Source organism: Pantoea sp. DY-5, from assembly GCF_019795955.1.
Classification (GTDB): Bacteria; Pseudomonadota; Gammaproteobacteria; order Enterobacterales; family Enterobacteriaceae; genus Pantoea; species Pantoea leporis.
Genome location: NZ_JAIMIE010000003.1, coordinates 209,174 through 233,417 on the forward strand (window position 1 = coordinate 209,174; position 24,244 = coordinate 233,417).

Sequence of the window (24,244 nt, forward strand, 5' to 3'; positions counted from 1 at the left end):
TGCGGCCTTTAAGACGGTGCGCATAAATGCGCACCCTACAAACGTAGGGTCGGCATTCATGCCGACCGGTAAAACTTACAACTCATCCAGAATCGCTAACGCATCCGCCAGCTTCTTCGCGCTGTACACCTTCATCCCTTCGACCGGTTTCTTAGGTGCATTACCGGCCGGGACGATGGCGCGCTTAAAGCCGTGTTTCGCCGCTTCGGAAATGCGCTCCTGGCCGCTCGGCACCGGGCGAATTTCGCCGGCAAGGCCCACTTCACCAAAGATCACCAGATCCTGCGGCAGCGGACGATCGCGGAAGCTCGATACCATCGCCATCAGCAGCGCCAAATCGACGCTGGTTTCGGTGACTTTTACGCCGCCGACCACGTTAACGAACACATCCTGATCCGCCATCTGCAAGCCGCCGTGGCGATGCAGTACCGCTAACAGGATTGCCAGGCGATTCTGCTCCAGACCCACCGCGACGCGGCGTGGATTGCCCATCATCGAATGGTCCACCAGCGCCTGAATCTCAACCAGCAGTGGACGCGTACCTTCCCATAGCACCATCACCGAACTGCCCGAGGTGATCTCATCACCGCGTGACAGGAAGATGGCCGATGGATTGCTGACTTCGCGCATGCCTTGTTCGGTCATGGCGAACACGCCCAGCTCATTCACCGCGCCAAAGCGGTTTTTATGGCTGCGTAAGGTGCGGAAACGGGAATCAGCGTCGCCATCCAGCATCACCGAACAGTCGATACAGTGTTCCAGCACTTTCGGGCCGGCCAGCGAACCGTCTTTGGTGACGTGACCGACCATGATGATCGCCACGCCGCGCGTTTTGGCGAAGCGTGTCAGGTAGGCGGCCGTTTCACGCACCTGCGCTACGCTGCCCGGCGAGGATTGGATCTCCGCCATGTGCATTACCTGAATCGAGTCGATCACCATCAATTTCGGCTGCTCCTGCTCGGCGATCAGGCAGATCTGCTCGATGCTGGTTTCCGACAACATATTGAGGTTTTCGGTCGGTAATCCCAGACGATGGGCGCGCATCGCCACCTGTTGCAGTGACTCTTCGCCGGTGACATACAGGGTTTTCATCCCTTCTGCCAGCTTGCACATCACCTGCAGCAGCAGCGTCGATTTACCGGCACCCGGATTACCACCAATTAAGATGGCGCTGCCCGGCACCACGCCGCCGCCCAATACGCGATCGAACTCTTTGAAACTGGTTGAGAAACGCGGCAGGGCTTCGAGGCTGATCTCCGACAGCTTCTGCACGCGGCTAACGCCCGCGTTGCCGCCGGCATAACCGCTCAGGCGCTCATTACGCGCCGCCGCAGGCGAGGCGGCAATGCGCACCTCGGTAATGGTGTTCCACGCATGACAGGCGCTGCATTGCCCCTGCCAGCGCGGATAATCAGCGCCGCATTCGTTACAAACGAAGGCGCGTTTTGCCGCTTTGGCCAAATCAAATCCTCAGTTAACGCTCTTCGTGAATCAGGCTGCCGGTCAGGATGCAGAACACACCCATCAGGTCAGCATGACGGATGATGATTTCCGTCTGCTCATTCACTTTAGGTTTAGCATGATAGGCGATACCCAGCGCCGCGGTTTTAATCATCGGCAGATCGTTGGCACCATCACCAATCGCCACGGTTTGTTCCGGCGCAATTTCAAAGCGCTGTGCCAGATCGTTCAGGGTATCGGCTTTAAATTGGGCGTCGACAATTTGTCCCAGCACCTGGCCGGTTAGCTTGCCGTCGCGAATTTCCAGCTCGTTGGCCACCGCCGCGGCTAAATGCAGCGTCTGGCGCAAATAGTCGGCGTAGAAGGTAAAGCCGCCCGAGGCGATCGCCACCTGCCAGCCCAGCGCCTGCAGCTTCTGCACCAGCGTGGTTAAGCCTGGCATCAGCGGCAGCGCATCGCGCACTTGCATCAGGATATTGGCATCGGCGCCCGCCAGGGTGCCGACGCGCTCGCGCAGGCTGGCTTTGAAATCCAGCTCACCGCGCATCGCGCGCTCGGTGACTTCCGCCACCTGCTCGCCGCAGCCCGCCAGTTTGGCGATCTCATCGATGCACTCAATCTGGATCGCGGTGGAATCCATGTCCATCACCAGCAAGCCTGGCGTTTTCAGATGCGGGATTTTGCCAAGCGGCGCCACATCAAAACCGGCTTCATGCGCCAGTTTGCTGGCGCGCGGCGTCAGCGAGCCTGCCAGACGTATCACCTGATACTCATCGACATTCCAGGCGCTGACGATCACCATCGCCGCCCCCAGCTTATGCTGATAATCGGTGAGTTTTTGTTTATCGAGCCCGCGCCCATACAGCAACCAGCCAGTCCGACCAGCACGGTAATCCAGCGGCATCACTTCATCACCGCTGAGGGAAAGGGGTAAACCCGGCCAAAGTGAAACATCGGCGGGCAGATCGCACCAGGTAAGACGATTTGGCATTACAGCTCCTGTAGGGACAACAAAACCACGCAAGAGGCTACCTTGTCTGCGCGGGTTCTGGCAACATAATTGCCAGCCTTTCTGTTGTTACATCACACGGGTTTCTGATGGTTAAAACCGCACTGAAATTTCGCCTGCATCGCACGGTGATTGTTCTTATCTCGCTGGCTCTGTTAGTGGTTCTGATGCAAGGCGCATCCTGGTTTAGCCTCGGCCATCAAATGGCTCGCTCTGAACAAGTGGAAGAACTGGCGCGCACGCTGACCAAACAGGTGGCGTTTAGCCTTAAACCGCTGATGGATAACAGCGATGATAACCGCACGCAGATTGCCGCGATCCTCAATCAGATGACCGACAACAGCCGCATTCTGGATGCCTCCGTCTACGCCGATGATGGCAGCCTGGTGGCGCACAGCGGCGAAAGCATTAATGTGCGCGATCGACTGTCGCTGGATGGCAAACGCGCCGGCAGCTACTTCAACCATCAAATTGTGCAGCCGCTGGAAGGCAAAGATGGCCCGCAAGGTTTCCTGCGCGTCACGCTGGATACTCACGTGCTGGTGACGGAATCACGTCAGGTGGATAACACCACCAACATCCTGCGCCTGATGATGTTACTGGCGCTGGCCATCGGCATTATCCTGACGCGCACCCTGCTGCGCGACCGTCGCACCCGCTGGCAGCAATCGCCGTTCCTGCTAACGGCGAGCCGCACGGTGAAAGAGGATAAAGAGAAAGAGCAAGAAGAGGCGGCGGCAGCAACCACAGAGACTGAAAAAGAGCGTTAAGCCATTTTATGCATTGTTACTTCCATCGCTTCCAGTTGCTGTAATGCCTGCCCGGCAATGCTGCGGAAGTTCGCGCTAAACGCAGCATCCTCTGCAATCGCTTGCCAGTAGATTTTCGCCATAGCGCTGGCAGCGCGCCACACGGTGCCTGGCAGCGCGAAATCCAGCGTCAGTTTGACTTCATCGCGCATGTGCCCCTGAGAATTGGGCGCCAGCGCCATCGGCAGCATGTCGTAAGCCGGTGTCAGGCTGAAACGTTCTTCATCAGTAAAGAAAGACAGATTGCCCGCGTGCATGTCGCTATTGGCAATCAGTCGTCCAAACGCCCACTGCAAAGTCCCGCGTTCAACCGCTACCGCATCAACACGTTGCTGACGCTGCAACTCATGCAGCGCATCCGGCCAGTGTTGTTGATGGCCGATAAACTCTGCGCTTACCGCTTCTAATGAACTCATGCAGCGTCGACCCCGTTGATGAATGCGATCAAAACGCTGCACTTCGAGGAACAATTGTCCTTCGCTATCAATCAGCTGGCTATGTGCGGCAGGCAATCCCGCCGCCAGTAAATGTTGCAACGCCAGATGCTCCGCGCGTAACAAATCACGCCAGCGCTCAGCATTATCACTTTGACGGGCGACGGTAAATTTCACCAGACAATGACGATCGCCATTCGCCGTTGCGGCATAGCACAGGAATTTCGGTTGTTCGCCGCCAGCCGATGAGCCCGGTTCATCGCCGCTCAGCGCCTGTTGTGCCATCAGCGGATAACGCGCGATTTTTTGCGCCTCGCTGATGGCTTGCGGTGCGGGCTGTTGCAGCCAACGCTGGTATGTCATGTCGCCAACAATAAAAGCGCCCGGCATATCGATGCCGCCGCTTGCCAGCGCCATCAGGCACTGCTCATCACTCCAGAGACGAATATCATCCGTCAGCCCGAGCTGTGGCGCGTATTCACGGCCCCATTGTCGGCCCAGAAAACCTTGCGGACGCATCTCCTGCAGGAACCACGGTAAGCCGTCATAAAAGCGGCCTTGATCGTGCTGGTCCAGATGCAGACAACTGCCCTGCGGCCAGGTTGGCAAAAGGATGCCAGCGGGCGATGCCTGACCTTCAGCAGAAATACGATACAGCGGGAAGCGGCTTTCACCCCGGATGGGCCGCAGCAACGCATAACGCGTCGCGCGCGCTTTGCCCCATTTGATAATCTGCGGCTGCTGACGCAGTTGGCGTGAAAGCGTGGCCTGGCTGATATGCAATCGAGCCAGCAGATCCGCCGCGCTAAGCGGTCCTTCCAGCAGCAAACTTTGTAGCTCAGCCATTGCCGCCACCTTACCAGATGAATAGATTGATGAATAGATTCATGCATAGATAATAACATAAAAAAAAGCCCGCACAGCGGGCTTCTCAGCATCATCACGATGGTAACGATGAATAGATACTTTTAACCTTCCGTCAGAATCGTTTCCAGCTCGGCCAGCGTTTTCACCTGCCAGGTTGGCGTGATGTGATCGGGTAACGGACGCGTACCGTGATCGATCCAGCAGGTCTTCAGGCCGGCATTCATGCCGCCGAGAATATCTGATTCTGGCGTATCGCCGACCATCAGCACGCGGCTGCGATCCGGGTTGCCCAGCAAGGCCAGCGTGTGATCAAAAATCGCCACGTCAGGTTTCGGTACGCCAACTTCTTCAGAAATCACCAGCGCATCAAACACATCGAGGAATCCGGTACGCTCAAGTCGCGCCTGCTGTAACGCAGTGAAACCGTTGGTGATGATAGCGATTTTCACTTTGCCTTTCAGCGTTGATAACAGGTGGGCTGCGCCTTCCAGCGGCAGGCAGATATCGGCCATTGCGCTGAGGAAATCACTGTTGAGTACTTCGGGTGCGACGCTCAGCTTTTCACCCCACAAGGTGAAGCGGCGCGTTTGCAGCTGCAGTGCGGAAATGGTGCCGTTCTGGTAATCGACCCACAGCGGCTTGTTGATCGCCTGATAATCGGTGTAATCCTGCGCAGAAAATTGCACGTCATAGCGGGCAAACATGCGCTGCAAACCAGCGTAAGCATCGAAATGGAAAAGCGTTTCGTCTGCATCAAACAGGATGCAGTCCCAATCGTTTAGCATGGTGCTCCTTAAAGCGTTAGCGCCATAATGATGGCATCTTCTCGTCCGCTGGCAGTGGGATAATAGTTGGGGCGTACGCTCACCTGATGGAAATCCAGCTGCTCATACAACGCAATCGCCGGCATATTTGAGGCGCGCACTTCCAGCCATAGCGTCATGACGTCGCGCTGTTCGAGCTCAGCAATCAGATGCTGTAACAGCTGGCGCGCCAGGCCGCGGCGCTGTAAGTCGGGATCCACCGCAATGTTGAACAGAGACGCTTCATCCAGCACCACTTGGGTGATGGCGAATCCGGCCAGCTTACCTTCAACTTCAATGCGGAAATTAACAAAACGTTCGCCTTGATTGCTGCTAAACGTCTGCTCGCTCCACGGAAAGGCATGCGCGCGGCGCTCAATCGCCAGCAGCTGCGGCTGGTCTTCAGGGGTGACTAAAGAGATGGCTGTCATGGTTACACATCTGTTGCCACAGGGCGCGTTTTGCTGCGCCGCTGCTGATCAGTTCATTGAAAACGGCGGTGTTGAAGGTAATGCCGTTAAAGGGATGTTCGCTCTCGACGCCCAGCAGCCAGCCGGCGCAATCGACCTGCTCCGGCAGCATTTGCAGCTGGTCTGGCGTTAACGCCATGACCTGCGCGGGTTGAATGTTCAGTGCGCGCAGCACGTCGCGAATCAGCGGTTCTTGTAGCGTTGGCGCCTGTTCGGCCACCAAAACCAAACGTGTGTCGGGCAAAAGCGTGACGGCAATTTCCCCTTGCAGCACGCGCGGACGCCGCAGCTGATACTGCGTAATCCCCATTTGCTGTAGAAGCCAGTCGCGCCTTGTGCTCATGCTATTACCCGTTATGCTGCCAGAATGCGACGCTATGCTAGCAAACCCATCGAACATGCGCCAACAAAGCACTATAATCGCGGCTCTGATTTAACAGGAGCGTTCCATGTCTGCTTTTACCCCGGCCAGCGAAGTGATTCTGCGCCACAGTGATGAATTTACCGCCCGCAACGTTCTGTTTGCTGGCGACCTGCAGGATGACCTGCCCGCCCAGCTAGAAACCGCGTCGAGCCGCGTGCATACCCAGCAATATCATCACTGGCAGAACCTTAGCCATCGCCTTGGTGAACGTGCGGTTTACAGCATGGTTGCAACCGCTGCCGATGTTGAAGGCTGCGATACGCTGGTTTATTACTGGTCGAAGAACAAACCCGAAGCGCAGTACCAGCTGCAAAACCTGCTCTCTTTGCTGCCGGTAGGCTGCGATATCTTCGTGGTGGGTGAAAACCGCAGCGGCGTGCGCAGCGCCGAAGGCATGCTGGAAGCGTGGGCGACGCTGGAGAAAGTTGATAGCGCGCGTCGTTGTGGCCTGTATCACGGTCGTCTCGATAAGCAGCCAACCTTTGATGCCAGCAGCTACGGCCATACTTATCAGCTCGAGGATCTCACCATCCATACCTTGCCGGGCGTGTTCAGCCGTGATGGTCTGGATATCGGCAGCGATCTGCTGCTCTCCACGCTGACGCCGCATTTCCGTGGCAAAGTGCTGGATATCGGTTGTGGCAGCGGTGTGCTGGCAACTGTGATGGCGAAAGTGTCGCCGCGCGTGCGTTTGTGGCTGTGCGATGTGCATGCTGCTGCGATTGAAGCGAGTAAAGCCACGCTGGCCGCCAATGAACTGGAGGGTGAAGTGTTTGCCAGTAACGTTTTCTCTGACGTTACCGGCCGTTTCGATATGATCATCTCCAACCCGCCGTTCCACGATGGCCTGCAAACCAGCCTTGAAGCGGCTAACACGCTGATTCGCGGTGCGCTTAAGCATCTGAACAGCGGCGGCGAACTGCGTATCGTGGCTAACGCCTTCCTGCCGTATCCACAGATTCTGGATGAAACCTTCGGCAATCACGAAGTGCTGGCGCAAACCGGACGCTTCAAAGTCTATCGCGCCGTATACGGTCGCGGTGCCAAAACGCGTTAACAGCAGCGCGGCGGCAGAAACGTTGCTTTTTACAGCGATCGTTTTGCCGTCGCGAAATATGTGTTGACGCAATGAGTAAAATCTCTAAAATGCGCCTCCGTGGTTAGCAATACTTTAGGGTGTTGTTAGTTTGCGATGGTGGCGGAATTGGTAGACGCGCTAGCTTCAGGTGTTAGTGTCCTTACGGACGTGAGGGTTCAAGTCCCTCCCTTCGCACCAAACTAAAATCACACAGTTTATATCTGCGCACTGAGCGATGGTGGCGGAATTGGTAGACGCGCTAGCTTCAGGTGTTAGTGTTCTTACGGACGTGAGGGTTCAAGTCCCTCCCTTCGCACCAATGCGACGATATAAACAGACAACTAAGATGCGATGGTGGCGGAATTGGTAGACGCGCTAGCTTCAGGTGTTAGTGTTCTTACGGACGTGAGGGTTCAAGTCCCTCCCTTCGCACCAACAGTTGTCACTCCTTTCGAGCAGTAAATCCCCCGAAAGATTTTTCAACGAACTTCACGCTCTCAGCGTGATGTTGTCGTTTCTGCGATTTGATCAGATAACGTGGAAATTGACCGACACCGCCGCTAAGCCGCCCGCCAATGCCAGGCAAGACGGCAGCAACAGATAGTGACGCAGGCGATGGTGAAACAGCATCACCACGGTCAGCAGCAGTGCCACAATCATCACCACTCGCCATTGACTGAAACTCGGTTCCCATAACGCAAAAATCGGCATCGCCGCGCAGGGTAATAACACGCCCCAACCGCTATCCAGACGTTTACCCATTACCCAGCTCACGCCCCATAGTCCGCAGGCGGCTATTATCGCCATGATCATCGCGCAACCCTCAAATGATAAATATTCGCATTATCATATGACAATATTTCTCATCTTGCAGCGAATTTTTGTCGCAAGCCATGCCGGATGACAGAATTACTGGAAAATGCTAAATTGCCGCCGATAACAATATCGCTAACACAACAATAACGTGCTCTCTATCCGGGTAGGTAAACTATTACTTGCGGGTAGCGCTTTGATATATCAGGGCTGTCACGAGAATAATAATGAAATTACAATCTTATGATGAGTTGAAACAGAGTAAATATCGGCTGTCGCTGATGCTATTTCTGTTTCTTAATGTCGCCGTTTCGCTTTTTTGCCTGCTGCCGATTTTAGGCAGCGATAGCCCAATACGCTCGCTGCCGGTGGACGTTGTAGCGGGCTTCAGCTCCACGCTGCTGGTTATTTGCTTAATGGCGTCAAAACAAAAATTACCGCTATTAAATCCTGTGGCTTTTATTTTGGGTGCGCTATGGGCGTGGCATATTAACCACAGATATCATCTGGTTTACTATTTTGATGGCAGCTTTTTAATTATCAGCCTGTTAAGCGTGTTCTTTATCAGTGCCATTGCGCTGAGTGATTATTTGATTGCATTCTGTTTACACATCACGCCGCCGGTATTAACCGTGCTGTTATTGGATGATGGTCAGCATTTAATGATGATCTTATTCACCATTACGCTGCCATTAATCGGCTTTTCACTGCACCATTTAATGCGTCGTCGCTTTGATACCTTCACCCGTCGGCTGGTGAGCCAGCTGTATGAGGAAAAAGAGAGCTTCAGCGATTTGAGCATGCTCGATCCGCTTACCGGCTTGTACAACCGCCGTGGATTGAAGAATCGCCTTGATACCATTCTGGAAAACCACGCCGGCAGCCACTTTGTGCTGCTGCTGGATATCGACCACTTCAAAGCCTACAACGACAATTACGGCCATGCGATGGGCGATCAGGCGTTGGCGCGCGTGTCCGTGGCGATCCGCGACGCGGTACGCTCGCGCGATGTGGTCACACGCTACGGCGGCGAAGAGTTTCTGGTGCTGATGACCAACGTGAACGCCTCAATAGCGATGAAACTGGCTGAACGCATTCGCCAGTACGTGGTGGATTTGGAAATTCCGCATCGCTTTAATGAGAAAGTCTCGACGCACGTCACCATCAGCGCTGGCATCGCTCCCATCTTTGCTGACGATTTTGACCAGGCGGTGGCCAATGCCGACCGCGCGCTGTATGTGGCGAAAAATCAGGGACGTAACACCATTCTGGCGTGGGATGATTTGCCGAAATTGACGCAGGCGAGTAATGAACTGATATAAAGCCTTGTCATTACCCAACGCACACCTCGTCGCGGCGCAATTTATTGCGCGATAAAACGCGCCGCGACGAAATGTGCGTTAACAGTTGCATGTGCAGAAATGTTGTTCAAAATGCTGGGAACGATTATCATTTGTCTCTCGATTCCCGTTATCACTCAGGACCGGCATGGCCATCATCACGCGTCAGGATCATCGCTTCAGCGAGCATCCACTGATCTTTATGCAGAGCGATCGCAGTTTAGCGAGCGCGCTGGAAGATCTGATGCGCGATCAACGCAGCTACATGCTGGATAACCTCAAGCTTGGCCAGCCGGCACCCGCCGGGACGTTAACCCTGGCTGAATGGTCCAATCCGCTTCACTATCGCCGCCTGACCCAGCGCTACAGCGATTATCTTTATCGCGATCATCCCGATGTGCAGCAGGAAGCCAAGCCGCTACAGTCACTGTGGGCGCAATGGTATTTTGGTCTGCTGCTGCCACCGCTGATGATGGCGTTATTGCAGGAACCGCGCGCGCTGAACTGCTCGCCGCATCTGATTCACGTTGAGTTCCACGAAAATGGCCATCCGTGCGCTTTCTGGCTGGATGTGCAGGAAGACGAGGATGCGCGCTACCTCAATGCCCAGCAGCGTATCGATCGCCTGATTCAGCAATGCCTGATTCCGGCGGTTAACGGCATGACGCAGCACGGCGATATCAATGCGAAGCTCATCTGGAACAACATGGGTTTTTCGTTTTACTGGTTCCTCGGTGAGCTGAAAAACCAGTTGCCGGAACAAACGATTTTGCAGCTGGAACAGGCGCTATTTTTCAGCAAATCCCTGCTCGATGGCAGCGATAATCCGCTATATCGCACCATGATCCCGCGCAATGGCGAAATGGAGCGCCGCAGCTGCTGCCAGCGCTATCGCATCCCCGATGTAGAACGTTGCGGTAACTGCACGTTAAAAGCGGTGTAGCACCTGCGCATTCTGTTACAGATTCTCCTTTTCTCCCGTTTACACTTTTCCAGGCTTATGGCATTTTTTTGGCTCTGTTTTTACCGGAGATAACAATGAGCCTGGAGTCGGTACGGCACTTCTTTGCCGAACATGCACCGGATATCGACATCATCGAGATGCCGGAAAGCACCGCCACCGTTGAGCTGGCCGCACGCGTTCATGGCGTTCAGCCTGGGCAAATCGCCAAAACCCTGTCGCTGAAAGTGAAAGATGCCATCGTGCTGATCGTTACGCGCGGCGATGCGCGTCTCGACAATCGCAAGCTGAAAGCCGCGCTCGGCGCCAAAGCGCGCATGTTAAGCGTGGATGAAGTGGTGAACTGGACCGGGCATCCGGTCGGCGGCGTTTGCCCGTTCGGACTGGAAAATCCGCTTACCGTCTATTGCGATGTGTCGCTGCGCAGCTTTGACGAAGTGCTGCCCGCAGCCGGATCGATTCATAGCGCGGTGCGCATTTCGCCGCAGCGCATGGCAGAACTTACCGCGGCGAAATGGGTTGACGTCTGCGAGGCGCTTTAAGACGACTCGCGCGCGGCAGCACCGGAGATTTCGATGCCGCGCGTCTCCCGACCAAAGGCCACTAACACGCAAATCAGCACCGCCACCGTTCCGGCGACAATCGCCATGCCCAAACCATAATTGCCGCCGTGCGCCTCGGCGATACGCGACTGCAGCGTCGCATTCACTGAGGCGATCAAATTCCCCAGCTGATAAACAAAGCCCGGCAGCACCGCGCGCGCATTGGCGGGCACCAGTTCGGTGAGATAGGTCGGCACCACGCCCCACGCGCCCTGCACCATAAACTGCATCAGAAACGCGCCAATTCCGATCATCCATGAACCGCTGGAGAAGGCCCACAGCGGCAGCACCGGCAGCGCGAGGAATGACGCCAGAATAATCGCGCGCTTGCGGCCAATGCGCTCGGACAATGCACCAAAGGTAATGCCGCCCAGCATCGCCGCGATGTTGTAGCTGATAGCAATAATGCTGACTGTGTGCGGATCAAACTGATGCTGCACTTTCAGGAAGGTGGGATAGAGATCCTGCGTACCGTGGCTGAAGAAGTTAAAGCAGGCCATCAGCAGCACCATATAGATACAGATTTTCCAGTGCTGACGGATAATCGGCAGCAGCGCATTGCTCTCTTTCCGCTCGCGCGCCGCCAGCCACACCGGCGATTCCGGCACTTTGAAGTAGATAAACGGCAGCAGCAGAATCGGTAACGCGCCAATCAGGAACATGCCGCGCCAACCGACGGTTTCGAAGAACAAACCAAAAATCACCGACGCCAGCAGATAGCCGCACGGATAACCAGCCTGGAAGATGCCGGACATCAAGCCGCGCGAGCGATCCGGAATGGTTTCCAGCGCCAGCGACGACGCCACGCCCCAAATCCCCCCCATCGCCACGCCGTAAATCACGCGGAAACCGAGGAACGCCGTGAAGGTGGGCGACCACGCCGACAGCAGCTCAAACGCCGAGAACATCACGATATTGAGCATCAAAATCGGTCGGCGGCCATACTTCTCCGCCAGCCGACCAAACAATAGCGCGCCGATCGGACGCACGGCGAGCGTGAGCATGATGGCAAGAGAAACATCGGAGACGCTGGTATGAAAATATTGGGCAAGATCGCTGAGGACAAACACTAAGATGAAGAAGTCGAACGCATCCAGCGTCCAGCTCGCGAAACTGGCAAAAGCCACGTTGCGCTGGGTCGCAGTCCAGTTGAACATGTTGGTATCCTGTCTGATGAGCTTCCGGTTCGTTGGCCGGATTTATAGTAGAAGTTACCGCGCGAATAATTTCACGGGTTACTAATTTGTTAACTATTTGTATATAGCATGTCAGAAAGGCGGGCTGTAGCGGGAATTGTCAGCGAGTGATTCGCGGTGTAAAAAAGCGTGTCATTGATGGAGGCAATATCCTGTAGCGGCGCGTTTTATCGCGCCGTTACGGCAGGTGCAGTCAACGGTTTTATAACTGATTAAATGCTTTTTCGATCATCTCAAGCAGCAGCGCATTATTAACGGTTTGAATCACATGCACCAAGGCGCCGGTCTGCGGTGGCACGCCAATATCCAGGCGCAGCGGCGTGCGATAACGCCAGCTTTTGCCGCGCGTGGCGCCAGGTCGCAGCTCAATATCCACATGATAATCCACGCCGTCGGCAACGCGCTGATTCAGCAACCAGGCCACCACCAGCGCATCGTGTATCCAGCAACCTGGCAGATGGCGGGTGCGAATCGAATAATCGATCCACGGACGTAACGTCTCGCGCACAAACTGTGGCAACGGATGATCGTTAGCGGTAATTCGCGTGAGATCCTGCTGCGTCATCAAGGTTTGCGTGGTGGCGTCCATCGGTACCAGTGTAATGGCAGCGCCGCTGTGCAGCACCTGATGCGCGGCTTCCGGATCGAGGCCAAAATTGGTGTCTTTGATGTAATCATCCAGCGCGAACACGCCGCCCATAATCACAATCTCTGCCACCGATTCAGCCATCTCTGGATAACGCTGCAGTGCCAGCGCCACGTTGGTCAACGGGCCGATGGCTACCAGCGTAAACTCGCCGGGATTGTCACAAATCAGTTGGCCCATTACGCCAGCCGCATCATGTCCATCCGCCGGAATACGCTGCGGTTGACGAACACCGCGCCACAGTTCACCGAGCTTTTCATCGGCAACGTGGTCAAGACGCGCACGCCACGGCGCAGGATCTTCGCGCAGCGCCTGCAGCGCGCCCTGCACCACCGGAATGTTACGTCCCAATCGCTGCAGCAGATCTTTCGCGACCTGCGCACCCACCGCGCTCGGCGTGTTGCCGGTCACGGTAGTAATCAGTTCCAGCGACAGAGACTTTGAGGCCAAGGCTAACGCCAGCGCGAGGCCGTCGTCAGTATTGGCGCCCGCTATACCGTTTCCCGGATCACAATCAATAATCAATCTTTTCATAATGTTATAGTTTTATTCTTGTTGAGTAAGCTGGCAGCCACAGGACTCACCGATTTCTAAATGGTGAGGAAATTCCGCCAGCTTCGCATCACCATCCCAATTTTTGAGCATGGCAATCGCACTGCGCGCCATATCGCGCAGCGGCTGACGTACGGTGGTGAGCGTCGGCACATGAAACGCCGACTGATCGGTACCGTTAAAACACACCAGCGCGACATCCTGCGGCACGCGCAATCCATGCTCCGACAGCGCACGAATGCAGCCAATCGCCTGGCCTTCATTACTGGTAAACAGCGCGCGCGGCACACGACCGCTGGCCACCATGCGCTGCGCGGCGTCGTAACCGCCCTGCCGCGAGTAGCTGGCAGGGAAAATCATCGCCTCATCTGCCAGCAACCCTTTCTGCGCCAGCGCATCGCGCCAGCCGTGAATACGGTCCTGCGCGTTGAGCATGTCCAGTGGACCGCTGATCATGCCCACCTGCTGATAACCATGGCTGAGCAGATGCGCGGTCACCTGGCACGCCGCTTCGCGCTCATTGACGCGCAGCATGCCAACGCCTGGACGCGGCTCAATGCGATCCAGCATCACCAGCGGCGTACCGCTGGCCTGAATCACATCGATGTAGGGATGGCGATCGACGCTGTTGTAAAACAGGCCATCAACCTGACGATTTAACAGGCCCTGAATAATCTCCAGCTCGCGTTTGCGATCGTCGCCGGCATCCCCCAACAGCATGACGTGGCCGTGATTCATCGACTCCTGCAACAGCATGTGCGCCATCGAGGCAACAAAGGGATTGCCGATGTTTGGCACCACTAAACCAAAGGTTTTGGTGCTACCCGAAGCCAGCGCGCGCGCCACCGCATTGGGGCGATAGCCGGTCTGTTTGATCGCCTCCAGCACGCGCTGACGCGTGGCTTCTGCCACCGGACGCGGGCCGTTATTGATTACGTAACTGACCACCGCCACTGAAGTGCCGGCAATTTTTGCCACGTCCGTGCGCGTTACGTTTCCGGTTGGAGATTTCGCCATTCCTTTGCCCCTGCGTAAATGCCATTGGCCGGAATCTCCGGCCAATGGGGGTTGTGATTTACGCGATCCTGCTGGTCAGATGGCATCTTCCGGCAGATTGAGATCGCGTCCGCGCGTTTCCGGCGCCACGAAAGTGGTGAGAAAACCGATGCTGGCCATCGCAGTGAAGTAAACCGCGATCGGCCACCAGTGTCCGGTAAACGACAGCAGCGCCGCCGCCACTAATGGTGCGGTGCCTCCTGAAAGGATAGACCCTAGCTCTTTCGCTACCGCCATCTTGGTGTAACGACGCTTCACGCCAAACATCTCTACGCCCCACGCTGCCTGCACGCCGAAAATACCCAGCGATGCCAGCGCCATGCCGACCACAATCACCGCGATGACAATCGTCGGGTCGCGGCTGTCCATCAGGCTAAAGGCGGGCCAGGCGTAGAACATCAGCAATAAGCAGAAGCAACGATAGGTTATACGGCGACCGAAGCGATCCGACAGCCAACCGGCAAACGGAATAATCACGAAGCCAAGTAACGAGGCGATGAACACCGCGGTGGTGGGCACCGACTTGTCGATCATCAGCACTTTGGCGACGTAACCGACGATAAAGCCCTGCGCCAGATAAGAAGGGCCATTTTCGCCGATGCGTAAACCGACCATGGTCCAGAAGGCGCGAGTGCGACGCCAGAAACTGCGGGTATCCACCTCTTCTTCCGCTTTAGCCAGCGTCGCGCTGCGCTCGGCCTGCAGTTCTGCCTGCTGGCGCTCGAATACCGGCGTTTCACGCAGGTGACGACGAATCCACAACGCCACCACCGCAATCAGCACGCTGCTGAGGAACGGAATACGCCAGCCCCACGCCAGCAAACTCTCTTTGTCCATCTGGATCACCGCCAGCCATACCAGCGAGGCGATCAGCGTGCCGCTGTTTGAGCCCAGCGCAATCACCGACGAGACCAAACCGCGACGTTCAACCGGTGCGTATTCGCCCAGCATCACTGTGCCGCCGGACAACTCTGCGCCCGCCCCCAAACCCTGGGTAAAGCGCAGCAGCACCAGACACGCCGGTGCCCAAACGCCAATGCTGGCATAGGAGGGAATCAAACCGATTAATGTTGTGGAGGCGCCCATCAGAATGATGGTCGAGATCATCACCGTTTTGCGGCCTTTACGATCGCCGATCCAGCCGAAAAGCAAGGCACCAATCGGGCGGGCAATAAAGCCAACCGACCAGGTGGCAAAACTCGAGAGCAAGGCGATAGTCGGCGTGGCTTCGGGGAAGAAGACATCACCAAAGATAATGCCGGCAGCGAGGCCATACAGCGCAAAATCCGCATATTCCATCGCGGTGCCGAGCCAGCACGAGAAGGTGGCACGCCAGAAATCTTTGCGGCCGGATGATGTTTCAAGCCGCGCGTCGGCAGCTGAGGAGGATGTCAGTGAGCTTTGTTGCGAAACCGTCATAACCCAATCCCTGAATGAGGTAAAAACAGCAAACGCCCTTCCGTGGGTCAGTTCCCTTGCAACAAGCGGAACTCCCCGGTGGCGACGTTCAGTAGGCAAACCTGGATGAAAAATCAGTAATGAATTCCCTGGTGTTGGAATCCGCTTCTTCGCCTGTTCCCGCCGATGTAATTTTCATCGATCGCATTAGTAAGGCAAATGTAACTGGGTCATCTCAAGGCCAACTTCGTCTCTGGCACCGTGAGTTATCACTATGGGCATAGTCTATCTACGCGCGTAGATAAATCAAGCAAAAATAGTGGTATTTATTAGATAAACTTCACTATAACTCATGAGCACAAGATAAAAGAGGAGTTAATTCATGACATTACATCTAATGCGCGTATGCAAGAAATGTCTGATTACAACGTAATTAACGATTATTGCTTACCATTTAACGGCGCAGACTGCATCTTCATCGCGCTGTTTTTCGCACAGTTCAGTTAAGGTTTAATGACACACCCGCAATATTCTTAAATGCCGTTACCGGTGCGCGACTGACTCAGCGTCTGCATTACACTGGAGAAAGATTACTCAGGAGCGCTATGACCATTATTCTTATGCGACACGGTAAACCCGATCATCCGGTCAATGGCCGCTTCTCAGCGCGGGCACTGGCCGACTGGTGTGAAGGTTACGATCAGGCTGATATTTGCGACTCCCCGCCGCCGCGCAGTCAAACCATTGCGCGCCTGGCGAGTGTGATCGCCACCAGCCCGCTGCCGCGCGCCCGATCGTCATTAACGCGTCTGGGTTTGCAGCCGCACGCGGTGGATGAGGTTTTTAGCGAAGTGGCGATACCGACATTGCCGTTTGAGCGTTTACATCTGCCGCTCAACGTCTGGCTGGCGCTATTGCGTTTGTTGTGGCTGTGCGGCTATGCCGGCCATGTCGAATCGGTGCAGCATGCGCGTCAACGCGCCCGTCTGGCGGCAGATAAACTGGTGGCGCTGTCGCAGCAAGGCACGGTGTTGTTAGTTGGTCACGGCATCATGAACAAGCTAATTGCGCGCGAGTTACGCAAGCGCGGCTGGCAAGCCGAAAAACATGCCAGCAGCCGCCACTGGAGCAGTGCGATTTATCATCGCCCGTTTATTTAAGATTTGAGCTGAAAGTAACTCAGCACTTCGCAACCGGTACCGGCCTGCGGCGTGGCAATCACTTTCATCTGCTGCAGATCAATCAGGCTGAGCGAACCGTCGCCCTCATTAGCAATCAGCAAGCTGTGATTATCCTCACTGAAGCAGCCATCCATCGGCTTGTTGCCAACATGAATATCGCCGAGCGGATTGAGCAGCTCGTCAAACAGCGTCACCACCGGCTCCTGATCGCCAATCGCCACCAGCCGCTCGCCGTTGGCACTGAAGCGCACCACCTGACACGGTTGCTGGTGGCCCGGCAACGTCAGGCGCTGGCGGATACGATGGCTTTGCCGATCCACCACATACAGCAGCGGCGCATCGGCGGCGCTCGCCACCAGATAAGGATGTTTCGGCGAGGCGGCGATGCCGGAAATCGGGCCGGGCATCAGAATATTGTCAATGATCCGCCCTTCCGCCTCACACAGATCCACCACGGTAATGCTGGCGTCCTCTTCATTCTCGGTGAACAACTTGCGACCGCTGGGCGACAAAGTGAGTCGGTGCGCATTGTGCGAAGGCAGCTGAATGGTTTTCTCCACGCGATCGCTAACGGGATCAATCACCGCCACCACCGCGCTGTTTTCACAGCAGAGATAAACTTTACCGTCTCGTCCCAACTGGCCGCTGTGCGGTGCTTTTAACGGCGACAGATCGATAAAACCGCTGATCTGCCGTAGGCGCAGATCGATGATCGCCACTTTGTGCCCGGGATGCGGATTGTCGCCGTGAATGCCGTCGCCGTAGATCGGCACGTAAGCTTTCTCCAGCTGCGGCAGCATCAGAAGCTCGTGTGGACGCGGCGGAAAGGCATTTAACTCTTGTTCAACGGCAAAGGTTTCGGGATTGAGAAACAGCACGCGATTGCCCTGCTTGTCGACCGCCAGTAATCCACGGTGGTGTCGCTGCATAGTGTCTCCTTTTGTTCGTCACCTCCTTTAAGCGTAGCCAACCCGCAATCAGGAGGGGATTTTCGCGGCAGGCCAGCGAAAAATGCAGCGAGGTTAACACGTGATCTCACACGCAATTTTTAATCCGCCCCGCGACTTACGCCACGCTATTGTTATTTTATTAGGAATAGTCTCAATGAGATAAAATAGAATAATCAACAATCCACGCGGTTATTTATCGTTAATTTAAAGCTTAACGGATCCTTGATTTTCCGGTTTATCTGAAAGGATCAAAAAGTGATAGCCGCGCCGCACAGAATGTTTTATTAAGCATAGGAGAGTACTTTTTTACACACAGCCTAAAGGACAATCAAGAGCGCTCAGCGCCGCGATCAGGGACGCCTTGCCAGCATAATCACAATAATCAGGTGCATCATGAATAAAAAACGCCTTCAGCCAGCGTTAACCCTCTGGCATAACTGGAAAAGACTCGCTTTTACCAGCCAGACTTTCCTGCAGAAAAAACAGCATAATGCGCTCTGTGCGCCGGAATACGATCCCAGCCAGGAGGACAATATCGTGTTACTTTCTGGCGAAAAAGATCTGCCAGAGATTCCAAAGAAAGTCTGGATGTATTGGGATAATGAATATTTACCGAAATCAATGGCGTTAAATATTAGAAAGATTCGTCAGGATAATCCCGATCATGAAATTCATTTATTAAATCGTTTAACGATAAAAGAAGTTTTACCGGATTTTATCTTTACCTCGACCCAATTAACCGCCCAACAACGCAGCGAAGTGATTCGTCTGGAATTACTGTTGCGTTATGGCGGCATTGCGATTGATTGCAGCACTTTATTATTTGAAGATCTCTCCTGGGTACATCGCGCGCATCAGGAACGTCGCATGGATGTGATTGGTTATTATCACGAAAACGCGACCGTCAACTATCTCGCGCCGGTGATTGAGAGCTGGTTCCTGGCGGCAACCGCCAATAATCCCTTTATCCGCGAGTGGCAAAAACATTACGCGCCGATCAAACATCTCGGCGAACAGAATTACTTCAGTGAATTGACCAAGCGCGATGATTATTCCCTGCTGACGCAGAAAATTGCGCAGCCGCAGCAGCAATTAGGTTCTCTGGCGCAGCAGATCGCCATGCGCGAACATCGCCGGGTGAATCTCTATCTGCGTAAATGCGAGGCGAACGCTTATTACTATCAGCGTTTAAGCGGCTGGAAAAGCGAGGCGTTTGCCCACGCGGTGCTGTTTCACCAGCGTCCACTCACGCCGCCACCGGTGATTAAACTCAGCGGCAATGAGCAGTTGCATCTCGACTTCAACCTGCGGCTCGGCAACTACAACCGCGGCAGTTTGTTGGGTCAGATGATGCAAACGCCTGCGCCGATCGCGCTGGCATCACCCATCAACAAAGCGCGCGCGTAACCAGTGAATTAAGGTGGTCACCGCCCGTGGTACCTGTGCGGCATACGGGCGCACCACCCACAACCGGTCGGCGAACGCATCCACCGCTTGCCACTGCGGCAGCACCTGCTGCAGCGTGCCGCTGGCGAGTGCCGCGCTGGCACTGAAATCCGGCAGCATCGCAATGCCCAAACCCTGCAATGCGGCATCGCGGATCGACTCGCTGTTGTTGGTGGCAAAGTTGCCCTGAATCTTCACCTGCACGGTTTCGCTGCCGCCGTCCGCTAATCGAAAGCGCCACTGCGGCGACTCAAGTCCGCGCGGATAATAAAGACAATTGTGCTGCTGCAACGCCTGCGGTGAATCCGGCAGGCCGTTTTGCGCCAGATATGCCGGCGACGCCACCAGCAGCGCGCGGGTTTCACACAGCGGCAGCGCAACATGGGTTTCCGGCAGGCTATCACTGTGGCGAATCGCCAGATCAAAGCCTTCACTGCCGAGCGACACCAGACGATCGGTGACATCCAGCTGCAAGCGCACCTGCGGATAGTCGCGCAGGAAATCGCCAATGATCGGCACCAGCTGCTGACGCGCAAACGCCACCGGCGCTGTGACGCGCACCATGCCACGCACCGGACCGGCTTCATCGCGCACGCTGAAAAAGCTCTGCGCGATACGCGCGAAGGGATCGCGCAGCTCATCCACCAGCTTTTCACCGGCGGAAGTCAGCCGCACGCTGCGCGTGGTACGCTGCACCAACGCCACGCCCGCCATCTTTTCCAGCTCTTTAATCTTCTGACTCATCGCCGCTTTGCTGACGTCTAATCGTTCCGCCGCGCGCGTAAAACTGCCGAGCTCAGCCAGCACGGTTAACCAGTGCAAATGGACCCAAAGGCTATCGGTTTTAATTTCTTTCATATCGATTGTTCAAAATAATAAATAATCATTTCAACCAGCGCGCTTTTTCTTTCCGGCAGCAAGCGGCAGCATAGAGCCACATCCTACTCTTTTCATGTGAGCAAAAACGAGGTTTTATTTATGCCGTTACTGACATTCGACGTTATTCAGGGCCGTTCAGAATCAGAAATCCGCACATTGCTGGATGCCGCACACCGTGCGGTCTTAACCGCCTTCAAAGTCCCGGCGCGTGATCGTTATCAGATTGTTCACGAAAACAAAGGTTATCAGATGGTCTTTCAGGATACCGGCTTGGGCTTTGCGCGAACCGACAATCTGGTCATGGTGCGCGTGTATACCAGCCCAAGAAGTGAAGAACAGAAGAGCCTGTTTATGGCAGAGTTAGCACGCGAGCTGCTGGAAAATTGTGGCGTACAGGGCACGGATTTGATGATTAGTTTTATCACCAACAGTAAAGGCGACTGGAGCTTTGCCGACGGCGAAGCGCAATACCTCACTGGAAAACTCTGATTCCCTTCTCTGCCCTCACTGGCAGCAATCCGTCCGTTGCTGCCAGGCTAAACCACAGTCAGCCTGAACCCGCCTTAAACGAATCGGAATGCATCGCACAAATCTGGTTGGATGTGTTGCAGCCATGTGACACCCAATATAGATTGTCGCAAAATCCCCGCAGAGGGTCGTTGGCGCAAGGATTGCGTATTCATTCAAAATGAGGATCTGACGTTGTCCGAATTGGTTTCGGTAGTACTCTTTTTGGCTGCGATTGCAGTCTACTCCTTCAAAGCCGGGCGAAATAAATTTTGGTTTAGTCTGATCCTGCTGCTGCTCACGCTGTTTATCGTGCTTAACGTCACGCTGGTCGCCAGCAACTATTTTACCGGCGATGGCATTAATGACGCGGTGCTGTATACCCTGACCAACAGCCTGACCGGCGCGGGCGTGAGCAAATATGTGGTGCCAGCCATCGGACTGATCATCGCGCTGTTCTCGCTATTTTGCCTGCTTTCATGGTTATTGCGCCGCCGTAAGCGGCCGCATCACCTCGGCTGGAGTTTGCTGGCGATTGCCTGTGCTGCGGGTTCGGTTCAAACCACGCCTGCGTTCCGCCAGGTGAAAGAGCTGATCGCCTCACATTCGCGCCTCGCCGATTCGGACTTCGAAACCTATTACAAAACGCCTAATAAGGTGATCGCCGAGCCAAAGCTCAACCTGGTCTACATTTATGGCGAAAGTCTTGAACGCACCTACTTCGATCAGCAGGCATTTCCCGGTCTGGCCCCGGAACTCAGCCGCGAAAAAGACAACAGCATTGATTTCAGCCAAACCGAACAGCTGCCTGGCACTGATTACACCATTGCGGGCATGGTGGCTTCACAGTGCGGCATCCCGCTGTTTGCGCCTTTCGATGGCAATGCCTCGGCCTCGCTCTCCAGCTTCTATCCGCAGAACATTTGTCTGGGCGACATCCTGAAAAACTCTGGCTATGAGAACTGGTTTATTCAGGGCGCCGATTTACGCTTTGCTGGTAAAGACACTTTCCTACTGTCGCATGGCTTTGATGCGGCCAACATGTATGGCTCGCAGGAGCTGAAAAGTCGCGTCGCCGATCCCGGCTATCGTAATAACTGGGGCTACTACGATGACACGGTGATGGACGAGGTGTTTGAGAAATACGAAGAGCTATCGCGCGCGCAAAAACGCTTCGCATTGTTCACGCTGACCGTCGACACCCATCACCCGGATGGTTTTATCTCGCGCAGCTGCCAGCGCAAAAGCTACAGCTATGATGGCAAACCAAACCAATCCTTTAGCGCGGTCGCCTGTTCGCAGGAGCATGTGGCGCGTCTGATTGAACGCATCAAAGCGTCGCCGTGGTTTAAAAACACCATCATCGTGGTGACCTCCGATCATCTGGCGATGAATAACACCGCGCATCAATACCTGATCAAGCAGCCGCGCCGTGACCTGTTTATGGTGATTCGTGGCGATCAGCCACAGGCGGAAGTGCTTGACGCCAAACGCAGCACGCTGGATAACGGCGCCACGGTGCTGGATATTCTCGGCGGGGATAACGCGATTGGACTTGGTCGCAGCGGCCTCTCTTCCACCTCGCTGTCAACCGAGTTTGAAGACATGGCGAAGCGCGTCACGGCGTGGAAAGCGGATATCATTCAGCTGTGGAATTTCCCCAGCAAGATGGACAGCTTCACCGTCGATCAACCGAAAAACACCTTCAGCTTCTCCGGCGCGACCTTCAAATTGCCGATTCTGTTCCGCGTCTCCGATAAGCATGTTGAACCGCTGCCCGAGGGCGAATACGCGGAGCCATTGCGTTATCAGCTGGCTAAATTTGCTGCTGACGACAAATTTGTTTGGGTCGATCGCTGCTTCAAAATGGCGCGCCTGTGGCAGCCAGATTTAGCCCTGTCGAACGATTTGTGTGTTTCGATGGGACAAATGGGCGCCAAACCCAGCGTTACCCGCATTGATAAACCGCAGTGGAAAGCGAAAGTCAGCTTCCCCAAAGCGGAAGTGAGTGCAGCAACCTTCCAGCTCAACGAGCAGCAGATTCGGATTGAAGACAATGCGATTCGCTACAACGCGGACAGCTTCCTGTTATCGGTGCCTGGCGCGCCAACCAGCGTGAAGAGTTTTAAAGGGATATCACGTCCGGAAGAGTGGGGACGCTGGTCGAATGCCAATCTGGCACCGGAAGTGAATATTGAGTACACCGATCCGCTGCCTGAACGCTTTGATGTGGTGATTACCGCGCGGGCTTTCGGTCCGAATGCGCACCGTCCGATTCCCGTGCGCGTTGGCGATGAAGAGCAGCAACTGAATTTAGGTGAGGATTTCACCACCACCACGCTGCATTTCACCAATCCAACCGGCAGCCGCAATTTGATCATTGCGCCACCGGAGCCGCAGGAGTCGAATGTCGGCAATATTATCGGCCAGGATCCGCGCAAATTGGGGATCGGCATGGTGGATATAAAAATAATTCCGCAAACTTAGCGTAGGGTCGCCATTTATGGCGACCTGGTGCGCATAAATGCGCACCCTACGAAAAACCAGTCCGGACACTGTCATCACCGGCGCCATCCGCACCCTACGCGCGCAGCGCCTCCAGCCTTTCGCGTTGCGCCCCTTCTGCCGTAAAGTTTTCTGCCGCCAGCCAGCGTTCGAAGCCCTGTTTCACCTGCGGCCAGTCGCTGTCGATAATCGAGAACCAGCAGGTATCACGGCTACGGCCTTTGTAGACAATCGCCTGACGGAAAGTCCCTTCGAACTGAAACCCTAAACGCTGTGCCGCGTTTCGTGATGGCTGGTTGCAGCTGTCGCACTTCCACTCGTAGCGCCGGTAGCCCAGTTGCTCAAAGGCGTAGCGCATCAGCAGATAGTGCGCTTCGGTGGCCATGCGCGTTTGTTTGAGCAACGGCGAGAAGGCGACGTGGCCGATCTCCACAGATCCGTTTGTCGCATCGATGCGCATTAACGCCAGGCTACCGACCGCGCGGTTGCTAACGGGATCGATCACCGCGAAATGCATCGGATCACGCCCGTTTTCCAGCTGACGCGCATAGGCAATATAGGCCGCTTCATCGGCAAAAGGTTCGGCGAACATATAGGTCCAGTCACGGCCATCTTCAGCCAGCGCATAGGCAGCATAGAGTTCGCGGCCATGACGCTCAGCACTCAGCGGTTCAAGGCGGCAATAGTCACCGGTGAAGGTTTCATAGCTCGGCCAGGCGCGGGGTTGCCAATCTGGCAGCGGAAATCCTACCGGTTGTCCGTAATCATTCGTGTGTTGCGACATAGCTTAATTCCTTTATCAGTCAGGGCCAAAATCGCAGAGTGCCACTTTGCTGGTGTGTTAAAAAGCGCCACAA

General features: G+C 55.2%; 23 protein-coding genes and 3 tRNA genes. 12 read left to right on the forward strand and 14 right to left on the reverse strand.

Annotation, left to right across the window (positions count from 1 at the left end; translation table 11 throughout):
• Positions 1 to 75: 75 nt before the first annotated feature.
• Entirely contained in the window at positions 76 to 1,461 is a 1,386-nt protein-coding gene (gene radA / locus K5Y30_RS12000; RefSeq protein WP_007886867.1) for a DNA repair protein RadA, read from the reverse strand.
• Positions 1,462 to 1,474: 13 nt separating this feature from the next.
• Complete coding sequence (gene serB, locus K5Y30_RS12005) at positions 1,475 to 2,452, reverse strand: phosphoserine phosphatase (RefSeq protein WP_101762181.1); 978 nt, start codon at positions 2,450 to 2,452, stop codon at positions 1,475 to 1,477.
• 107 nt (positions 2,453 to 2,559) lie between these two features.
• Here serB and K5Y30_RS12010 point away from each other — a divergent pair, with 107 nt between their 5' ends.
• The gene (locus tag K5Y30_RS12010) at positions 2,560 to 3,240 is read left to right on the forward strand and encodes a YtjB family periplasmic protein (RefSeq protein ID WP_101762182.1); all 681 of its coding nucleotides are present in this window, start codon (positions 2,560 to 2,562) and stop codon (positions 3,238 to 3,240) included.
• Here K5Y30_RS12010 and yjjJ read toward each other — a convergent pair.
• The 4 genes from yjjJ to K5Y30_RS12030 form a co-directional block, all read right to left on the reverse strand.
• On the reverse strand, positions 3,237 to 4,559 hold the full coding sequence (yjjJ, locus tag K5Y30_RS12015) for a type II toxin-antitoxin system HipA family toxin YjjJ (RefSeq protein WP_222211543.1): 1,323 nt from the start codon (positions 4,557 to 4,559) through the stop codon (positions 3,237 to 3,239). The genes K5Y30_RS12010 and yjjJ overlap by 4 nt on opposite strands.
• Before the next feature lie 122 nt (positions 4,560 to 4,681).
• Positions 4,682 to 5,365: a pyrimidine 5'-nucleotidase gene (yjjG, locus tag K5Y30_RS12020; RefSeq protein WP_101762184.1), complete on the reverse strand. Its 684-nt coding sequence runs from the start codon at positions 5,363 to 5,365 to the stop codon at positions 4,682 to 4,684.
• 8 nt (positions 5,366 to 5,373) lie between these two features.
• Positions 5,374 to 5,814 (reverse strand): ribosomal protein S18-alanine N-acetyltransferase, encoded by a 441-nt coding sequence (gene rimI, locus K5Y30_RS12025; protein WP_222211545.1) that lies wholly within the window; start codon positions 5,812 to 5,814, stop codon positions 5,374 to 5,376.
• The gene (locus K5Y30_RS12030) at positions 5,786 to 6,196 is read right to left on the reverse strand and encodes a DNA polymerase III subunit psi (RefSeq protein WP_101762186.1); all 411 of its coding nucleotides are present in this window, start codon (positions 6,194 to 6,196) and stop codon (positions 5,786 to 5,788) included. Before K5Y30_RS12030 ends, rimI begins: the two co-directional genes overlap by 29 nt.
• 106 nt (positions 6,197 to 6,302) lie before the next feature.
• Between K5Y30_RS12030 and rsmC the strand changes: the two genes are divergently transcribed.
• From rsmC to K5Y30_RS12050, 4 genes are all read left to right on the forward strand, one after another.
• Positions 6,303 to 7,334, forward strand: coding sequence for a 16S rRNA (guanine(1207)-N(2))-methyltransferase RsmC (rsmC, locus tag K5Y30_RS12035; RefSeq protein WP_101762187.1), 1,032 nt, complete (start codon positions 6,303 to 6,305; stop codon positions 7,332 to 7,334).
• A 132-nt stretch (positions 7,335 to 7,466) separates the two neighbouring features.
• A tRNA-Leu gene (locus K5Y30_RS12040) sits at positions 7,467 to 7,553 on the forward strand.
• A gap of 34 nt (positions 7,554 to 7,587) precedes the next feature.
• Positions 7,588 to 7,674 (forward strand) — tRNA-Leu (locus K5Y30_RS12045).
• A 29-nt stretch (positions 7,675 to 7,703) separates the two neighbouring features.
• Positions 7,704 to 7,790: transfer RNA gene (locus tag K5Y30_RS12050), tRNA-Leu, on the forward strand.
• A 93-nt stretch (positions 7,791 to 7,883) separates the two neighbouring features.
• Here the strand turns inward: K5Y30_RS12050 and K5Y30_RS12055 are convergent.
• The gene (locus K5Y30_RS12055; protein ID WP_110867479.1) at positions 7,884 to 8,168 is read right to left on the reverse strand and encodes a DUF1435 domain-containing protein; all 285 of its coding nucleotides are present in this window, start codon (positions 8,166 to 8,168) and stop codon (positions 7,884 to 7,886) included.
• A gap of 227 nt (positions 8,169 to 8,395) precedes the next feature.
• Between K5Y30_RS12055 and K5Y30_RS12060 the strand changes: the two genes are divergently transcribed.
• The 3 genes from K5Y30_RS12060 to K5Y30_RS12070 all read left to right on the forward strand — a co-directional run bounded on the left by K5Y30_RS12060 (position 8,396) and on the right by K5Y30_RS12070 (position 11,011).
• Entirely contained in the window at positions 8,396 to 9,490 is a 1,095-nt protein-coding gene (locus K5Y30_RS12060) for a diguanylate cyclase (protein ID WP_222185223.1), read from the forward strand.
• A 166-nt stretch (positions 9,491 to 9,656) separates the two neighbouring features.
• Entirely contained in the window at positions 9,657 to 10,451 is a 795-nt protein-coding gene (fhuF, locus tag K5Y30_RS12065; RefSeq protein ID WP_222185221.1) for a siderophore-iron reductase FhuF, read from the forward strand.
• A gap of 95 nt (positions 10,452 to 10,546) precedes the next feature.
• Entirely contained in the window at positions 10,547 to 11,011 is a 465-nt protein-coding gene (locus K5Y30_RS12070) for a YbaK/EbsC family protein (RefSeq protein ID WP_008107722.1), read from the forward strand.
• Here the strand turns inward: K5Y30_RS12070 and K5Y30_RS12075 are convergent.
• The 4 genes from K5Y30_RS12075 to K5Y30_RS12090 form a co-directional block, all read right to left on the reverse strand.
• A complete protein-coding gene (locus tag K5Y30_RS12075) occupies positions 11,008 to 12,228 on the reverse strand; it encodes an MFS transporter (RefSeq protein ID WP_101762192.1) in 1,221 nt (406 codons plus the stop codon). The genes K5Y30_RS12070 and K5Y30_RS12075 overlap by 4 nt on opposite strands.
• A gap of 241 nt (positions 12,229 to 12,469) precedes the next feature.
• A complete protein-coding gene (locus tag K5Y30_RS12080) occupies positions 12,470 to 13,447 on the reverse strand; it encodes a nucleoside hydrolase (RefSeq protein ID WP_222211547.1) in 978 nt (325 codons plus the stop codon).
• 12 nt (positions 13,448 to 13,459) lie between these two features.
• Entirely contained in the window at positions 13,460 to 14,482 is a 1,023-nt protein-coding gene (locus K5Y30_RS12085; RefSeq protein WP_222211549.1) for a LacI family DNA-binding transcriptional regulator, read from the reverse strand.
• Between the two features lie 75 nt (positions 14,483 to 14,557).
• Positions 14,558 to 15,940, reverse strand: a complete 1,383-nt coding sequence (locus K5Y30_RS12090) for an MFS transporter (RefSeq protein WP_222185213.1) — start codon at positions 15,938 to 15,940, stop codon at positions 14,558 to 14,560.
• Between the two features lie 584 nt (positions 15,941 to 16,524).
• Between K5Y30_RS12090 and K5Y30_RS12095 the strand changes: the two genes are divergently transcribed.
• On the forward strand, positions 16,525 to 17,079 hold the full coding sequence (locus K5Y30_RS12095; RefSeq protein WP_222211551.1) for a histidine phosphatase family protein: 555 nt from the start codon (positions 16,525 to 16,527) through the stop codon (positions 17,077 to 17,079).
• On the opposite strand, the gene K5Y30_RS12100 is transcribed toward K5Y30_RS12095, so the two are convergent.
• Positions 17,076 to 18,029: a YncE family protein gene (locus K5Y30_RS12100; protein ID WP_222211553.1), complete on the reverse strand. Its 954-nt coding sequence runs from the start codon at positions 18,027 to 18,029 to the stop codon at positions 17,076 to 17,078. The genes K5Y30_RS12095 and K5Y30_RS12100 overlap by 4 nt on opposite strands.
• Positions 18,030 to 18,443: 414 nt before the next feature.
• Between K5Y30_RS12100 and K5Y30_RS12105 the strand changes: the two genes are divergently transcribed.
• A complete protein-coding gene (locus tag K5Y30_RS12105; RefSeq protein ID WP_222211555.1) occupies positions 18,444 to 19,457 on the forward strand; it encodes a glycosyltransferase family 32 protein in 1,014 nt (337 codons plus the stop codon).
• On the opposite strand, the gene K5Y30_RS12110 is transcribed toward K5Y30_RS12105, so the two are convergent.
• Positions 19,431 to 20,354, reverse strand: a complete 924-nt coding sequence (locus tag K5Y30_RS12110; protein ID WP_101762199.1) for a LysR family transcriptional regulator — start codon at positions 20,352 to 20,354, stop codon at positions 19,431 to 19,433. The genes K5Y30_RS12105 and K5Y30_RS12110 overlap by 27 nt on opposite strands.
• A 120-nt stretch (positions 20,355 to 20,474) precedes the next feature.
• Between K5Y30_RS12110 and K5Y30_RS12115 the strand changes: the two genes are divergently transcribed.
• Positions 20,475 to 20,864 (forward strand): tautomerase family protein, encoded by a 390-nt coding sequence (locus K5Y30_RS12115; RefSeq protein WP_222211557.1) that lies wholly within the window; start codon positions 20,475 to 20,477, stop codon positions 20,862 to 20,864.
• A gap of 213 nt (positions 20,865 to 21,077) precedes the next feature.
• Positions 21,078 to 23,369: a phosphatidylglycerol--membrane-oligosaccharide glycerophosphotransferase gene (opgB, locus tag K5Y30_RS12120; RefSeq protein ID WP_222211559.1), complete on the forward strand. Its 2,292-nt coding sequence runs from the start codon at positions 21,078 to 21,080 to the stop codon at positions 23,367 to 23,369.
• A gap of 94 nt (positions 23,370 to 23,463) precedes the next feature.
• On the opposite strand, the gene K5Y30_RS12125 is transcribed toward opgB, so the two are convergent.
• Positions 23,464 to 24,171, reverse strand: coding sequence for a GNAT family N-acetyltransferase (locus tag K5Y30_RS12125; protein WP_222211561.1), 708 nt, complete (start codon positions 24,169 to 24,171; stop codon positions 23,464 to 23,466).
• Positions 24,172 to 24,244: the final 73 nt, after the last annotated feature.

Coding starts and splice junctions, on each gene's coding strand:
- K5Y30_RS12055 (WP_110867479.1), bottom strand. CDS start 8,168: ATGATCATGGCGATAATAGCCGCCTGCGGACTATGGGGCGTGAGCTGG.
- K5Y30_RS12125 (WP_222211561.1), bottom strand. CDS start 24,171: ATGTCGCAACACACGAATGATTACGGACAACCGGTAGGATTTCCGCTG.
- yjjG (WP_101762184.1), bottom strand. CDS start 5,365: ATGCTAAACGATTGGGACTGCATCCTGTTTGATGCAGACGAAACGCTT.
- rsmC (WP_101762187.1), top strand. CDS start 6,303: ATGTCTGCTTTTACCCCGGCCAGCGAAGTGATTCTGCGCCACAGTGAT.
- K5Y30_RS12085 (WP_222211549.1), bottom strand. CDS start 14,482: ATGGCGAAATCTCCAACCGGAAACGTAACGCGCACGGACGTGGCAAAA.
- K5Y30_RS12010 (WP_101762182.1), top strand. CDS start 2,560: ATGGTTAAAACCGCACTGAAATTTCGCCTGCATCGCACGGTGATTGTT.
- K5Y30_RS12115 (WP_222211557.1), top strand. CDS start 20,475: ATGCCGTTACTGACATTCGACGTTATTCAGGGCCGTTCAGAATCAGAA.
- K5Y30_RS12060 (WP_222185223.1), top strand. CDS start 8,396: ATGAAATTACAATCTTATGATGAGTTGAAACAGAGTAAATATCGGCTG.
- yjjJ (WP_222211543.1), bottom strand. CDS start 4,559: ATGGCTGAGCTACAAAGTTTGCTGCTGGAAGGACCGCTTAGCGCGGCG.
- serB (WP_101762181.1), bottom strand. CDS start 2,452: ATGCCAAATCGTCTTACCTGGTGCGATCTGCCCGCCGATGTTTCACTT.
- K5Y30_RS12100 (WP_222211553.1), bottom strand. CDS start 18,029: ATGCAGCGACACCACCGTGGATTACTGGCGGTCGACAAGCAGGGCAAT.
- fhuF (WP_222185221.1), top strand. CDS start 9,657: ATGGCCATCATCACGCGTCAGGATCATCGCTTCAGCGAGCATCCACTG.
- K5Y30_RS12105 (WP_222211555.1), top strand. CDS start 18,444: ATGAATAAAAAACGCCTTCAGCCAGCGTTAACCCTCTGGCATAACTGG.
- K5Y30_RS12075 (WP_101762192.1), bottom strand. CDS start 12,228: ATGTTCAACTGGACTGCGACCCAGCGCAACGTGGCTTTTGCCAGTTTC.
- K5Y30_RS12080 (WP_222211547.1), bottom strand. CDS start 13,447: ATGAAAAGATTGATTATTGATTGTGATCCGGGAAACGGTATAGCGGGC.
- K5Y30_RS12090 (WP_222185213.1), bottom strand. CDS start 15,940: ATGACGGTTTCGCAACAAAGCTCACTGACATCCTCCTCAGCTGCCGAC.
- rimI (WP_222211545.1), bottom strand. CDS start 5,814: ATGACAGCCATCTCTTTAGTCACCCCTGAAGACCAGCCGCAGCTGCTG.
- K5Y30_RS12030 (WP_101762186.1), bottom strand. CDS start 6,196: ATGAGCACAAGGCGCGACTGGCTTCTACAGCAAATGGGGATTACGCAG.
- K5Y30_RS12070 (WP_008107722.1), top strand. CDS start 10,547: ATGAGCCTGGAGTCGGTACGGCACTTCTTTGCCGAACATGCACCGGAT.
- K5Y30_RS12095 (WP_222211551.1), top strand. CDS start 16,525: ATGACCATTATTCTTATGCGACACGGTAAACCCGATCATCCGGTCAAT.
- K5Y30_RS12110 (WP_101762199.1), bottom strand. CDS start 20,354: ATGAAAGAAATTAAAACCGATAGCCTTTGGGTCCATTTGCACTGGTTA.